We start from the raw sequence: 13,656 nt of genomic DNA on the forward strand, positions 1-13,656 counted from the left end.
CTCAGGTGCATTCGTAGCGTAGCGACTCAAAACGTTATTTAGGACATAAGAGGCGTCCATCAAGCACTCAAAGAATGCTAGATGCGCAGGTGTCCAATCAGATAATCCAGACCTGGAGAAGAGCACGAATACGCGGCGAGCTCGGCGGACCATCCAGTTGCTCAACAACGAAGTCCGTACGACGAGACGCTAAATGCCAAAAGTCGACAGATTCATCGATCCATATTGCATCGGCCGCAAACTGAAGATCTGACAGAGTGGTCGGACTACCAACCACTCCAAAGACACATGTCGCGTCGTCACAGTGCCTGGAATGATCGTGACTACCGAATGGACATGGAACGCAGCTTGCCGCAGAGCTGAATACGGACTCACTTGCTTGATTGTCGTGTGACTCATCCTCTTCATGCCCATGCGAATCACACTGGTGATCGTGATGATCGCACGCATGATCATTCAAAACTGCGACTTGTTCTCGCATACAACTGCCATGTGACAAGCAGCAACCCAGCACCGCATGAGCGGTGAAGGCGATGAGCGTCAGCAGTCGTATGGCCAAAAACATGCAGGTCCAGCTTTTCCTGAGTAAGCTCGAGGGTTTGATCATTTGTAAGTCCCTGCATTCTACGGAAATCATCGACTGGCAACCAGTTCAGTCTTTTTAGTCGCGAGAATATCAGCCTGGCTTATTCTTGACCCAGCGTTAATCCTCGAAGTGAATCGTCACCACTGTTGTGGATGACAGCGTTCAGGGCTCCGGTTAGCAGATACCCGTCAATTTGGGCTTGCGCGGTAGCCAACTGCGCTTTGGCAGCGATGTATACAAGGTTGGTGTCGAAGTAGGTCCGACGTGTAACGAGAAGCTGGATGAAGTCTTGTTCACCCGCTCGGTAAGCGGCTTCGGCCAAATCCAGTGTCTGCTGAGCGGCTGGTAGCAGCTCATTTAGGTACATATTGACTGCCTCTGCAGCGCGAGAGTACTCGCCCCAGGCCACTGCAAGTCGAGCACGAACGGCGTTGTCAATTCGCTGAGCCTCTTGCAATGCTCGACAGTAATCCGCCTTAGCGGCCGCGATGTTCGCCTGGTTCTTATTGAAGACAGGAATCGGCGCGCCGACCTGGATGTTCATCATGCCCGAGGTAGTGCCATTGTCGACGCCAGCTCCGAATTGAACTCCCAAGTTGGGGATGGGCAGGGACTCTTGTCGGCGAACGGCAGCGCTCGCTTGACGGATGCGTGCTTGAGCGGAGGCGTATTCAGGACTAGTGGCCACCAGTCCATCTTCGATCAATTTCCAGTCCTGTGTTGTAGGGGTCTCAGGCAACTCACCAGCAACGCTTTGTATTTGCATATTGGGCACGCCCGAGAGAGCCACGATCTCACGAAGTCGCGCGGATAAAGAAGCAGTAAGTTGACGTCGATCGAGCTCCAATTGTTTAAACTGAACTCGTGTTTGTAAAAGGTCGATCTTTGCCCTTCGCCAGCCTTCATTCGTTTCTCAGCCGCATCGACACCCTGCTTTAGTAGTCCAGAGAACAGATCGATCGCTCCAATCTGGTTTTGAATCCGAACGCTATCGTACTAGGCCGTCTTGATATCGGTGGCAACGCGAAGCTTCTGTGCTTCGAGCTCCTGCAACTGAGCTCGTACTGCTTCATTTAAAACAGCGCGGTTCAGTTCGAGCTTATTAGCCGTGATGATCTGCTGCTGGACGAACAGTAGATTTTGATCCGTACCTGCAGCAGCACTATCGACCTGTAAGGTTGCTTGCCTGGCTTGTCGTGATCTTGGTATCTGGCGCAGGCATCTTCGCTGGACTCAACATGATGTAGGGCGCAGTTGCTGGACGAGTGTGCGAGATTGCAACGCTCCAAACGATCAGCTACCGACTGCGTTCCAAAAAATAACTATCGATAAAAGACAGCCTTGCGCGACGCTCGTTCGGCACGGTTGTTCGTTGGTTCAAGCCCTTGATTGCTGATGAACAGTCATAACCGGTTTCGGTGCACGTACAGGGACCTTCGAATCGATCATCGCTTGGATATCGCGAATCAAGTGAGCCAATCGGGGACCAACGCACGCTGGTGGCTAGGGTGCCCCTTTCGTCCACCACGACTTTTACCACTCTTGGGTTTATTCTTAACGGCTTTAGCGTGGGGATGCACGCAGCTTGGCGGTATTGAGAAATTCTGAGGGGTCAGTCTCTTGATTTGAGATTCGAGATCCGAGATTTTCGCATTTAAATCAACGATCTGCGATTGCAGGATGTTGATCTGGAACTGAAGGCCAGCAATCAACGCATTCACAAGAGCCCGAACCGCCGGAGTCATCTCGGCGTCGAATTCAGCAGGGACCAGCTGATGGGAGGATGTTGGTGTAGACACGATAACCTATGTCGTGTCCCAATTGCCGCTTTCGTGTCTAGAACAGTTTTTCCATTTTGTTGGCGCGACCCGTGAACGGTAACCGATGAGACAAAGGAGTATGCTTCCTAGGCGACTGCCGCTCCCATCACTTCCATCAACCGAGATCTTTATGGTTCGATGGCGTTACCAACCGCTTTTACAATCCATCGCCCTCGAGAAGCTCGCGTGGCCGGTCGTCTTCACGAATTGCTTGCGAATCTATTCGCGTTCGCGTTCACGGTATTCGGATAACCCATCGCAAAGTTCATCACGTGTATTGAAAGTTCGCGGCGCCTTCTGATTTGGAACCGAAACCTGGCGGACATGGTTCTCGAAATAGGAGATCCAGGCGAAGACGGATTGTTTGGCCACCACGGCTGGTTCCCTCAGAAAGGGTGAGGATCGAATGTCATACAAACCGGGAAAGGGTTGAAACGATGGTGCACTCGGTCCTAAAGGGTCCACGGGCGTCTTTAGCAATACAGCCAACGAGTCGAGCATCATTGCATCGGGAATCTCAAGAGCCAACTCGTTCCAAACTGACTCCCACTGGATCAAGTCGCAAGTGAGAATCCAACACTTGGTATGCTCGTTAGATTTGCAGTGTTCGAGGGCGGCTACGATTCCCGCCAACGGGCCTTCGTACCCATCCCAATCAGCGAGCATCCCTGCGAGTGGTAGTGAATCGTTTGCACAAAAGAGATCGCTGAAGTCCTCGCGGCGTTTGGATACAACCCACGGAGCCAATCCACTTTGACGAAGCTGCGAGCAAAGTCGGACTAAGCAAGCTGTTCCATCTATCTCGACGCGCGCTTTGCACTGCCCGAACCGTGTGCTATTTCCACCGGCCAAGATATAGGCGTTCACGAACCGAATCGCTGCAGATGGATTTTCAAGCTTTGAATTTTCATCTCAGGAAGCGCTGCCTGGATGGAAGCAAGCGCTTTCGATTTCAGATACTCCAATTCCGATCGCACGATCTCGTTGGCGGCATAAATCTGGAGTGCCCCGCGTTTTACTTGCCCCACCTTGGACTGCCCACTCAGACTTTGTCCGACAGCATCCTGCCAGGCCTGCACAAGCGACTCCCTGGACTGTTCATTCGCGTAGCCCTTCTCGAGGAACAATCGATCGAGAACGCGAGAGACCGTTTTCGCTTGGTAACGACTCGGAGCTGCTTTGGGAATTTGGCTAAGGTAAATCTCTTCTTCGTTCACGGCTTATAGGATCTCCCGTTTTCGGTCTACGTAATCCCACAGAACAAAACGATCCAAATCGTTACCGGCCGTGAAGAAGACGCGTCCTTTGGTTTGTTCGGCAAGGCGGTGCGCAAAACGAATATCTTCCTCCGATTGCGACCAACTCGGCACGAGAAAGATGTTGATGGTTATACCATCTTTCTGACAAAGCATCGCTTCTCGCATGGTTTCCTGCTCGGTTCGCGGGTCGGGCGGATAGAGGAGATAGAGCATTTCTCCTTCAAAGTGGGCAGTCGGCAATCCATCGGTGATGAGAATGATCTGTTTATTGGGTGTATCCGTATTGATCAAGTTCTGTCTGGCGAGCCGAATCGCATGTTGGATGTTTGTGAAGTGAGGCGGGATGTCCATCTCGCTCACCTTCGGATCGCTCATATCCGCTTTGAGCCGAACGACTGGGTGATGGATCGTGACAGGCTTTGGTAGCAGATCGATGACTTCACCGGGGCGAGTCAGTTTGGCAAACGAGTACATTTCTACAAATCGCAAAAAGTCACCGGGGTATTCACGCGTGATCAACCCCTGGAGAGCGAGCGCCATCCGCTTGACGTTCATATATTGGCCGTCGTATCGCATCGAGCCACTCATGTCCATGACTACCACGGTAGCGCAGCGCGGAGTGTTCTTGGTACGATAGACCTCTAAATCTTCGGAACGCAATCGAAGCGGCTTTTCATTCGGACGTTTTAAGAGAGCATTGACGATGGATTGCGTCGCGTCCAAGTTACTGACCGAGTCACCAAACTCATACGTTTTCGTGGAAGGCAATTCGACGCTTCCATCCCCGACGATGCGGCCGTCGTGACGCCCCGATCTACCAGCCTCCATGTGCGAAAAAATCCGCTGCAGGAGTCGGGACTGAAAGGCTTTGTATGCCTTAGGGGTCAATTGGTAGTAGCCCTGCTCATCCCGTTCGAGCCCTTGGCGTTCGGCAGCTTCCTTAACCAGATTGCTGATTTGTTCTCGCAGTTCTTGAAGGTCATTCAAGTTTCCTTCGGGGATGAACTCGGAAAGTGCCTCCATGTCGATGAGACCGATTTGCGCCGTCTTCGCGGCCTCCTCTAACTGTCTCAGCAATTCGTCGATCTGCTCCAATATCTTTTTCAGCTCGAGCGCTTCAGGGACATCGACCCGCTCTCGTCCGGTGAACTCGTATTTGTCCAACAGTTCCTCGATGCCACCCAAATCCACGAGCGATTCCATCGTGTGCAGGACAGCGGTCGCGAAATCCGGAGAATCGCGATCTGTTCGGTACCACAACTGCTCGAGCAAGTAAATCTGCTTGGACTGGACCGCTTTGTGGAATTCATTCTTCCATTTCCCCGGTGGGTTCGCTCGCTTCGATGCTTTTTCGAAACGCTGCAATGCTTTCTTGTCCAATCCTTCGGTGGAGTAGGTCTCGAGGATTTTTCGTTTCCGCTCTTCGAGCATTTGTCGGAGCATGTCGATACTCGGTCCCAGCCCCGCAATCTGGCTTGGATCGATCCGCACTGCTCGGGCCAACTCTTCCTCGGTGAGCTCGCGAAACCGACCGTAGGCCATGGCGTGCTCGAACGCCCCGCTCACAAGATCGGGAGGCTCCTGAGTCGGGCTTGGAAACTCGGTCGGATTGAATTTTTGGTAAACATGGACAATTCCGCCGATGGCTTCCGGTTTCTTAGGTTGCATCGATTTCAAGCAACAATGTGCCTTGCTCCTAGACGTTCGAGTTCAGACCAACGCATTATAGGAGCGAGGGTAGGTCGAAACAGTCTTGGAATACTGCACGGAGGCTGGGAACGCTGATGGAATTGCCAAGCAAGTGCCAGAGTTTCCGGGGTCTCAATTCCGGGGGAAGCCGAAAAGAGTCTTCGAATCCCAAGAGACGAGCCACCTCACGCGGGGTGAATCGTCGCAATCCATGCTCGGTTCGAATATACGATCCCGACTTGATGATCGAACGACCGTACGCCGCCGTGAAACAAGCTGCGACAGCATCGATGTCCGCAGGATCCACTTTGTCGATAGCCCTCTCGTACTGCCGGGCCATCTGATTGGCGATCCAAAGACCGGGCTCGCTCAGCGCGGTGGGACCGACGGGCTCTTCCAAATAGTCCGACAGCTTGCGTTTGACCACATCGCGGGAACGCCGACAAATACGTTCTCGATGCGACAAGCTGGCAATCGCATAGAAACGTGGACGAAGATTGGGCCACCCCAGCTCCGACGGACAGAAATGAGTCCAATCGATGAGGTAACCGGCTTTGGTCCATCTGCGACGCAACAAATCAAATGCGTCGGAAGACTCGAACCCAACCACATTTTCAATGCACACCAGCGGTGGTGTCAATTCGCATACAACGTCGATCAATCGTTTCAATGCGGCGCACCGAGGGTCCGACAAACCGCCAAGGTTCCCTCGTCGCGTAAAGGGTGTGCAGGGGGGGCTCATCCACCAGCAATCAGCTCCCTGTGCAGCAAACCAATCGGTCTCGAGGGATGCAATCTCCGCAATGCAGTAGGGATGTGCATAGTTGGATCGATACACGCAAGCGGCATGAACGTCGATATCGACGGCGTTCACGATTTGTAGGTGGGGAAACGAAGCAGCAAAACCGCCGATTCCCGCGAACAACTCCAAACACTTCATGTTGGGTTTTTACCAGAATCTTCCATCTACCTACACCTAGGTAGTTCGAGGATAGTATTCCACAGTCTTCACACCGGTTTCAAAACAATTCTGCCCGAGAAACTTGCATCGAGCAACGCGAACGACGGCTGTTGCAATCGGCAACGAGATCTTGAGCTTTTGATCAGGATAATATTGGCAACCATTGAGAAAGGACATCCCAGACCGAGAAACATCCTTGACCAAGCTTCGCAGTGTCGGCTGCCAGATCGCTAACACCTGAGGTGTATCAAGGCACTCGACGATACTGAGACCGCTGCAACGAAATCGAGGCGCTACGCGAGGTGCACCTTCCCAACGCGGCAACTCCCCCCGAGATTCCAAATCCGGAAGCAGGTGATCGGGTACGGCGAAGAGCTGGGGATGCTGATCTAATAGTTCCTCGAAGGTCGGTTCAATAGCCGTTCTAAGCATGACACCAACTCCTTATCCCAAAGTGTTCCACTTTCCGACGATAATTGCTTCCACGCAGCGATCCTCGAAAGGCCAGGCCTTCCCTTCCGATCGCAAAGCAGCCCATCCCAACGGTTTGCTAATGCACATACCTTCGATGTCAACGGGATATCAGGTCCTTCCAATCCGACCGGGAATCCCATGCCATTGACATACTCGTGGTGCTGATAGCATGCGAGTAGCGGGGTGCGTGTAATCGATGGGATTTTCGATAGGAAAACAAATCCGGCGGTGCAATGTGCTAACTGCTCCTGACGCGAGTCGACGACCATGTAACCATCGGGTACCTCGATCTGATCCGCATAATCAGGATCAAGTTGCAGTTTGCCTGTATCGTGCAAAAAGCCAGAGGTCAAACATTCGCGCTGATCCAGCGTCGAGAGTCCCATTTCCTTGGCGATCAAGTACGCATAGACGCCCGCGTTGAATGCGTGGGTAGCAAACCCACCATCCTTTCGGAAGGTGGAGACGATTTCTTTCCCGAGCCGCTCCATCCCGTTGCTTTTTTCGAAGAATTGATGGGTAGCGTCGTACGCGCATTGAACCCACTTCGACAAACTGCACGTACCCAGTCCATCTAGCAACTGAAATCGAATCGATTCAAACAGCAACGTGAATCGCAGGAGAGGTGGTACGGCCGATGGCTGTTCGGACGACTCAAGACTCTCCGATAGATACCTACGATATTGGCTCTGGTTTCGATTTTCGATGTAACACTTCTGGCCGCTTCCTCTTGCGATCTGATCAAAACTGGATCGCGTTACTTGCTCTCGAGAGTCGATGCATTTGATGGCCGTCATGGCTTGTTCGTCCCAAACCAATACATCAACGCCAACAATGCGGTCAGGCAAAAGTGTCCAAGGATGAATAGGTAAAAGATCAGGCAGCATAACGAGTGTCCTCAAAAAATTCCGCTCCAGACTCTAAGACGCAGAACAGGACGTACTCAGTCGATCACTCGATTTTCGCTCAATTTATTCTCGAACAAATCGGCAGGCTTCTCCCAACCCGTTCCATCGTTACGATCGGAGAGCGATTAGGTATCCCAGAATCGCACCTACGACCAAAGTCGGAGGAATGATGACCGCCGCGGTCAATGCGATGGCGATCCCCGGACTGCTGACGAACCGATTTGTTGCTCTCGATTCCTCCACTCCTTGATCCAATCCAGGAGGGGATCCGGTCACGCGACGCGATCCCGATTGCGACAACCCCGAATCTTGGGACGGAAGTGAATGGTCTTTGGAGGCCTCTTTCTCTTCGGCTCCCATCGAAGGCAAATCGTCAGCAGGGGGTGGAGGTGCAGCCCAAGGACTTCGCACGAGGGCAGGATAGGAAACAAATCCGGACTCTTGATTGGCCCAAGGTTCCAAACGTGTCGCAACTTCGGCGCACGTTTGTGTTCGCTTCGATACGTCCTTCTCCATCATCTCCGCGATGATGTCGACGAACTCGTCCTGGAGCCAAGCCGAGAAACGACGGGGATGCATGGGTGTTTCCTCCAAGTGCCGTCGCATCTTGGTCGCCGTGTCACCTCCGGGGAACGGAACCTTCCCGCAAACGGCATAGTAGAGCGTACACCCCAGTGAATAGACGTCGCTCGCAGGCCCGACATCCAACGGAGTACGGATTTGCTCAGGGGACAAGTAGTCGGCGGTTCCGACGATCTTTCCGGCACGGGGATCATCGACAAGATTTGCAGTAAAACTCGCCAGCCCCACATCGGACACCTTAGCAGCCCCCTCCGGAGTCACCAGGATATTGCCGGGTTTCACATCCCGATGCACCATCCCTTTTTGGTGGGCATAGTCCAACCCGAGCGCAGCCTGCATGATTATCTTCGCCGCGCGCGCTTGACTCAATGGTCCCTGCGTCTTTACCAAACGTCTTAAATCCATCCCTGGAACATATTCGGTCACCAGGTAATGAATGCGCCCATCCTGACCTGCATCATACGCTCGGACGAGATACTCGCAGTCGAGTTTGGCCTGGAGTCGAATCTCGCGAATGAATCCTTCCCGGGCCTCTTCGGTCGCCTTCTGCAGCGGCAGGACTTTGACGGCACACACTCGTCCCATGACCTGATGCACGCCTTTGAACACGTGCCCCATGCCGCCTTGTCCGATCGAGTCGGTGATGATGTAGGGGCCAAGATTCAGTTTGTGACGCCCCTCGAGCAACTGCGCCGCTTGATATTCCGTAATGGCGCCTTGTTCGACCAATATCTCTTTAAGGAGAAGATCCTCTTGGTCCTGGGAGCAAGCCATCCCGCCGGTAACGATGCGATGACGGAGCAATCGAAGGCAGTAATCCCATTGGGACGGAGAAACGACTCCGCTCGCTATCACCGCTTGCCGAAACCGACTCTCCATGATTCATCGATTCCGATATCTCTAGAGCTTGGTCTGCCGCCCGATACACTCGAACAGAAACTCGATCACTTCCATGTGCCGCACCGCCGATGGGAGATCCTTCCCCCAAGTGTAAAGCCCGTGCTGTCGGATCAAATACCCCCAGCAAGGTCTTTGAGGGTTAGCATCGAGGTACGCCTCGACCTCTTTCTTTAACGCGGGAATGTCTTGAGTGTTGTCGAAGATCGGTATCCAGACAGCGGTCTCGTGCGTGGTAATCCCCTCTAGCCCTTTCAACATCTCGAAGCCTTCGATTCGGATTCCGCCGAGCGAGGCGTAATGCTGAGACAGAATGGTCGACCAAACCGAATGGGTGTGAAGAACCGCACCCGCGCCGCATCGCTCGACCGCCAGACAATGCAAAAGCGTCTCCGCGCTGCTCTTCGGCTGATTCGGCGCTATTGGATTGCCTTCAATATCGACCAACACAAAATCGTTCGGCCCCAAGTGCCCTTTGTCTTTGCCGCTCGCCGTCAAAAGCAACTGCAAGGGTTCGCGATTTACCAACACGCTGTAATTGCTTGATGTGCCCAGCGACCATCCGCGTGTCCAAAATTGACTCCCCGCGCGACACAACCCCTCAATAGGAGCCGAATAAGGTGCTAACAGATCGCTGATGACACTATCCATGGGGGCTTCTCGAACGAAGGCTCCGCGACTGGCCGAAGTACGAAGAAACTTGGACAAGACGAAGCGAAGAAAGAAATGCGAATAGGACCGGCAGGATTCGAACCTGCAACCAAGGGATTATGCGTACCGACTACGACTTTCGCCGCCCCTTTCGGGTTTGTGGTCTGGACCATCCCTTCATTTCGCCGGCCTTTGACCCCCGAGCCATGGGCATTTTGCCATGTACCACGTGCCGCCGCCGAAATGTCTGCCGTCTGGCCTCTACACCTTTCAGGCTGTCCTTTGCTACCGAACATCCCGCAGACGAATCCTATCTGACGCGAGCTGTTCACATTGGCGAAGTCACAACGCTGACTTGGCTCGGGATTAGCATTTGCATCGATTCTCGCGGTGCAAGAAAGCCTTCCCCGAATTTGACAGATTCTACCCAGGTAGCTTCACGCTAACTGGGCAACCCACTGAACATCGCCATCGCCGCTCTCAAGTCCATCGCATTGTCCGGACGGTGCCGGGCATGGACGTCTCAAGAGCAACCTTAGGCTCCGTTCCTTAAGTCCCCTGCTCTAACCATTGAGCTACGGTCCCGTGAATAGTGGAGAATAGGGGACTTGAACCCCTGACCTCTTGCATGCCATGCAAGCGCTCTCCCAACTGAGCTAATTCCCCATCGATCTATCGGCTTTTGCCGCGTTCCGAGAAGGTTATAACGCACTCCGGGGATTGTCAAGCCAGCCCGACACTTCGGAGCAAGTCCGATGTTCCAAGCGGTCGGACGGAAGTGAATACTTCGCCGGCTTTCACTCCGATCGCCGTCCCCGCTGCAATGGCGATCCCTCGAACACTCTCGAGCACATGCGACTTGTGCTCCGGAAACTGCGAAGGATAGCATCGAATGCTTTCCATCTTCTTCTCCAGTGTCCGGGAGATGTCCATCACGATCTCGTTGGGATATCCCGGCACAGGCGCTCGGTCGAACTCCAAGCGAAAATACAACTGCTTGTCGATCGCGTGAATGGGCAATCCATCGAAATGCTCATCCCATTTACTGAGCCTCGCAAAAAAGATGGCGGCGTCGGTGATCAACATGGCTTGATAATGATCCGGCGAGGCCAAGGGTGTCTTGTTTCCAAACCCCACCACCAACCTCGGACGATATCGCCGAAATTCCTTGGCCAAGAGAACTCGCTCTTCAAACCCGTCGAACAACCGTCGGTTCGGCAGGGGTAGCACTTTCCGCAACGCTACTCCCAACACATCGCCAGCAGCCTTCGCTTCGGCTAAACGAGAATCGGGCCCCGGACTGTTCGGGGTAGGTTCGCCATCGGTCAGGTCGATCATTCCGACGCGATAGCCCAACTCGCCCAACGCGGCGATCGTACCCCCGCACGCGATCTCCAAGTCATCGGGATGAGCCCCGACGAACATCACATCGACTTGGTCCGTTCGCTCGATGAGCGTATGGATCATGATCCGGAATGCTTCTTCGGTTTGTAAATCTCTGTCGCCGTTCCGAAGTGAACCTCGCCAGCATTCATCAACGTTTCGCTGAGCGTCGGGTGGGGGTGAATCGACTCGGTCAAATCTCTCACTTCGCAGCCCATTTCAATCGCCAGAACCGCCTCAGAAATCAATTCGCCTGCCCCGGGCCCAACAATTCCGCAACCCAAAACGCGATGGGTCTCGGGATCGATCAACCATTTGGTAAAGCCCTCAGTCCGCCCCAATGCCTGCGCGCGACCGCTCGCCGCCCAAGGATACACCTCGATGTCGACCTTGCGATTTTCCTTTTTCGCTTGATCATCCGTTAGCCCCGCCCAAGCGATCTCGGGATCGGTGAAGACAACGGCAGGAATCGCTGCTTTATCAAAGTAAGCCGGCCGACCGAGAATGACCTCGATCGCCACCTTCGCTTCATGACTCGCCTTGTGGGCCAACATGGGATCGCCAGCCACATCCCCGATCGCAAAAAGGTGCGGATCCTCGGTGCGCTGCTGATTATCGCAAACGACAAACCCTCGCTGATTCACCTTCGCAAGCGTGTTCTCCAAACCGAGACCTTGAGTGACAGGGCGGCGCCCGACACTCACGAGCACGCGGTCGAATCGTTCGTGCCCAAACTTCCCGGGCCCTTCAAACGCGACTTCGATCTGATTGTCGACTTCGGCGATCGAGCCGACTTTCGTGTTGAGATAAATACGGTTGTCGAGAATCTTCTTCAACCGGTTGTGGAGAGGCTTGACCAAGTCCCGGTCTGCACCGGGCAGCAATCCTTCGGTCATTTCGACCACCGAGACCTCGGACCCGAGGGACGCATAAACCGTCCCCATCTCAAGCCCGATGTAACCGCCCCCAATCACCAACAGCTTCTTGGGGATATCTTGCAACGCCAATGCCCCGGTCGAGTCCATCACTCGCGATGAACCGATCTGAAACGATGGCGGCATTGCGGGTACGCTACCTGTCGCAATAACGCAGTAATCAAACGTCAGCTTGCCACCCTCGGGAATGGAAGGGTCATCACCCTCCAACACGAGGGTCGTCGAGTTCTCAAACCTGCCTCGCGCACGGACGATCTTGACGTTTCGCCGCTTCGCCAGTTGCCCTAATCCGCCGCTGAGCGTTTCGATCACCTTTTCTTTGCGTGCGCGAACCTTGTCGACGTCGATGGCAGGGGTGTTGAAGGACACACCCCACTCTTCCGTCAGCTCATGCGTTTCACTAATGACCTTTGCGACGTGCAGCAATGCCTTCGACGGGATGCATCCGCGGAGCAAGCAGGTACCACCGAGGCGGGACTCCGCCTCGACAAGCACCACTTCCAGCCCCTCGTCGGCTGCCAGAAACGCAGCCGCATACCCACCAGGTCCACCACCCAAAACTACAACAGGTGCGTGCATGCGCAACGGCCCCAAAGGTCAGAGGAAACAACCATCCCAGTCGGCACGACGACCGACTATCGGGACAAGAATTCGACCACGATGTTGGCGTTCACTGGCAACGAAATATCGCTCGGTCCAGGTTGTCCCAACATCGTAGCTCGCAATCCTTCGCTATCGAGCGAAACCCAATCCAACGGCGTCGGAGAGTTGTTGGCGATAATGCCACGGTACAAATTCCGAACCGCTTCGTTGCTTCGGACTTCAATCACGTCCCCCGGTCGGAGCATGTACGAAGGACTCGATACCTTCACGCCGTTGACCTTGAAGTGACCGTGCACGATTCCTTGACGAGCCTGTGGACGGGTCTTGGCAAACCCGACGCGACGCACGACGTTATCCAATCGTCGCTCGCACATCAGCAAGAGCGTTTCCCCGGTGTTCCCCTTCTTGCGAACGGCATCGGCGAAGTAACGGCGCAACTGTCGCTCACCCAGTCCGTAGTAATACTTGATCTTTTGCTTTTCCGACAAAGCGGTGCCGTAGTTGCTCGTGCGGCGGCTTCGGGGGTGCATCCCTGGTGGTTGCTCGCTTCGCTTTCCGTAAGCTCGTACTGCGCCAGCGCTTTCATAAAGCTGTGCACCGAAGCGTCGGTTGATGCGGGCCTTGGGCCCTGTGTATCGTGCCATATGTCTCAGTCTCCTGCTGCGAACTCGAAGGTTCGAAGCGACCAATGGGTAACGGTCGGTCGAGTCCAATTCGTCCAGCCTGAGAAAACCGCATTCCGATCTGGAACGCAGCCTTGTGACTCAAGCTATTAAGAAAACGAAATGGCCACCGGGAACTCCGGCGGCCGTCAATGCTCGCTACATCGCGGGCCCTGGCTCAACCTAATCTCGTGAATATTGCGGAAAAGTATGTTAAATTGCCCCCCCTTCGACAACCCCAAAACC

At 54.1% G+C, this 13,656-nt stretch carries 14 protein-coding genes, 1 tRNA gene and 1 pseudogene; 1 reads left to right on the top strand and 15 read right to left on the bottom strand.

The features are described 5' to 3' along the window. Window positions 1-189: 189 nt before the first annotated feature. Window positions 190-450 carry a hypothetical protein gene (locus VN12_RS08425; RefSeq protein ID WP_146676407.1) on the bottom strand — a complete coding sequence of 87 codons (261 nt, stop codon included), beginning with the start codon at window positions 448-450 and terminating at the stop codon, window positions 190-192. Window positions 451-686: 236 nt separating this feature from the next. Beyond that, window positions 687-1,352, bottom strand: a complete 666-nt coding sequence (locus tag VN12_RS08430) for a TolC family protein (RefSeq protein WP_146676408.1) — start codon at window positions 1,350-1,352, stop codon at window positions 687-689. Window positions 1,353-1,731: 379 nt separating this feature from the next. On the opposite strand from VN12_RS08430, the pseudogene VN12_RS26420 reads away from it, so the two are divergent. After that, window positions 1,732-1,899, top strand: a pseudogene (locus tag VN12_RS26420) (ABC transporter permease); the annotation flags it as partial. 153 nt (window positions 1,900-2,052) lie between these two features. Here the strand turns inward: VN12_RS26420 and VN12_RS08435 are convergent. The 13 genes from VN12_RS08435 to rpsD form a co-directional block, all read right to left on the bottom strand. Then, a complete protein-coding gene (locus tag VN12_RS08435; RefSeq protein ID WP_146676409.1) occupies window positions 2,053-2,385 on the bottom strand; it encodes a DUF6444 domain-containing protein in 333 nt (110 codons plus the stop codon). A gap of 240 nt (window positions 2,386-2,625) precedes the next feature. Next, on the bottom strand, window positions 2,626-3,273 hold the full coding sequence (locus VN12_RS08440; protein ID WP_168164294.1) for a molybdenum cofactor guanylyltransferase: 648 nt from the start codon (window positions 3,271-3,273) through the stop codon (window positions 2,626-2,628). Then, complete coding sequence (locus tag VN12_RS08445; protein WP_146676411.1) at window positions 3,270-3,623, bottom strand: DUF721 domain-containing protein; 354 nt, start codon at window positions 3,621-3,623, stop codon at window positions 3,270-3,272. Before VN12_RS08445 ends, VN12_RS08440 begins: the two co-directional genes overlap by 4 nt. A 3-nt stretch (window positions 3,624-3,626) precedes the next feature. Next, window positions 3,627-5,333: a VWA domain-containing protein gene (locus VN12_RS08450; RefSeq protein WP_146676412.1), complete on the bottom strand. Its 1,707-nt coding sequence runs from the start codon at window positions 5,331-5,333 to the stop codon at window positions 3,627-3,629. 55 nt (window positions 5,334-5,388) lie between these two features. Next, the gene (locus VN12_RS08455; RefSeq protein ID WP_146676413.1) at window positions 5,389-6,294 is read right to left on the bottom strand and encodes a DNA cytosine methyltransferase; all 906 of its coding nucleotides are present in this window, start codon (window positions 6,292-6,294) and stop codon (window positions 5,389-5,391) included. A 36-nt stretch (window positions 6,295-6,330) separates the two neighbouring features. Beyond that, the gene (locus tag VN12_RS08460) at window positions 6,331-6,747 is read right to left on the bottom strand and encodes a hypothetical protein (RefSeq protein ID WP_146676414.1); all 417 of its coding nucleotides are present in this window, start codon (window positions 6,745-6,747) and stop codon (window positions 6,331-6,333) included. Next, on the bottom strand, window positions 6,705-7,676 hold the full coding sequence (locus tag VN12_RS08465) for an HD-GYP domain-containing protein (protein ID WP_146676415.1): 972 nt from the start codon (window positions 7,674-7,676) through the stop codon (window positions 6,705-6,707). The genes VN12_RS08460 and VN12_RS08465 overlap by 43 nt, the downstream gene beginning before the upstream one ends. Window positions 7,677-7,805: 129 nt before the next feature. Then, window positions 7,806-9,158 (bottom strand): serine/threonine protein kinase, encoded by a 1,353-nt coding sequence (locus VN12_RS08470; RefSeq protein ID WP_146676416.1) that lies wholly within the window; start codon window positions 9,156-9,158, stop codon window positions 7,806-7,808. A gap of 21 nt (window positions 9,159-9,179) precedes the next feature. Next, on the bottom strand, window positions 9,180-9,827 hold the full coding sequence (gene mtnB, locus VN12_RS08475; protein WP_146676417.1) for a methylthioribulose 1-phosphate dehydratase: 648 nt from the start codon (window positions 9,825-9,827) through the stop codon (window positions 9,180-9,182). Window positions 9,828-10,420: 593 nt separating this feature from the next. Continuing rightward, window positions 10,421-10,493, bottom strand: a tRNA-Ala gene (locus VN12_RS08480). 57 nt (window positions 10,494-10,550) lie between these two features. Next, on the bottom strand, window positions 10,551-11,294 hold the full coding sequence (locus VN12_RS08485) for a PIG-L family deacetylase (RefSeq protein WP_146676418.1): 744 nt from the start codon (window positions 11,292-11,294) through the stop codon (window positions 10,551-10,553). Beyond that, window positions 11,291-12,724: a dihydrolipoyl dehydrogenase gene (gene lpdA, locus VN12_RS08490; RefSeq protein WP_146676419.1), complete on the bottom strand. Its 1,434-nt coding sequence runs from the start codon at window positions 12,722-12,724 to the stop codon at window positions 11,291-11,293. The genes VN12_RS08485 and lpdA overlap by 4 nt, the downstream gene beginning before the upstream one ends. A gap of 56 nt (window positions 12,725-12,780) precedes the next feature. Beyond that, window positions 12,781-13,392, bottom strand: a complete 612-nt coding sequence (gene rpsD, locus VN12_RS08495; RefSeq protein ID WP_146676420.1) for a 30S ribosomal protein S4 — start codon at window positions 13,390-13,392, stop codon at window positions 12,781-12,783. Window positions 13,393-13,656: the final 264 nt, after the last annotated feature.

Source organism: Pirellula sp. SH-Sr6A (assembly GCF_001610875.1).
GTDB lineage: Bacteria > Planctomycetota > Planctomycetia > Pirellulales > Pirellulaceae > JBKCUI01.

What these genes read in the sequence shown, in the direction of transcription:
- VN12_RS08425 (WP_146676407.1), bottom strand. Translation starts at nt 450, where the DNA reads ATGCGTGCGATCATCACGATCACCAGTGTGATTCGCATGGGCATGAAG.
- VN12_RS08430 (WP_146676408.1), bottom strand. Translation starts at nt 1,352, where the DNA reads ATGCAAATACAAAGCGTTGCTGGTGAGTTGCCTGAGACCCCTACAACA.
- VN12_RS08450 (WP_146676412.1), bottom strand. Translation starts at nt 5,333, where the DNA reads ATGCAACCTAAGAAACCGGAAGCCATCGGCGGAATTGTCCATGTTTAC.
- VN12_RS08455 (WP_146676413.1), bottom strand. Translation starts at nt 6,294, where the DNA reads ATGAAGTGTTTGGAGTTGTTCGCGGGAATCGGCGGTTTTGCTGCTTCG.
- VN12_RS08460 (WP_146676414.1), bottom strand. Translation starts at nt 6,747, where the DNA reads ATGCTTAGAACGGCTATTGAACCGACCTTCGAGGAACTATTAGATCAG.
- VN12_RS08465 (WP_146676415.1), bottom strand. Translation starts at nt 7,676, where the DNA reads ATGCTGCCTGATCTTTTACCTATTCATCCTTGGACACTTTTGCCTGAC.
- VN12_RS08470 (WP_146676416.1), bottom strand. Translation starts at nt 9,158, where the DNA reads ATGGAGAGTCGGTTTCGGCAAGCGGTGATAGCGAGCGGAGTCGTTTCT.
- mtnB (WP_146676417.1), bottom strand. Translation starts at nt 9,827, where the DNA reads ATGGATAGTGTCATCAGCGATCTGTTAGCACCTTATTCGGCTCCTATT.
- VN12_RS08485 (WP_146676418.1), bottom strand. Translation starts at nt 11,294, where the DNA reads ATGATCCATACGCTCATCGAGCGAACGGACCAAGTCGATGTGATGTTC.
- lpdA (WP_146676419.1), bottom strand. Translation starts at nt 12,724, where the DNA reads ATGCACGCACCTGTTGTAGTTTTGGGTGGTGGACCTGGTGGGTATGCG.
- rpsD (WP_146676420.1), bottom strand. Translation starts at nt 13,392, where the DNA reads ATGGCACGATACACAGGGCCCAAGGCCCGCATCAACCGACGCTTCGGT.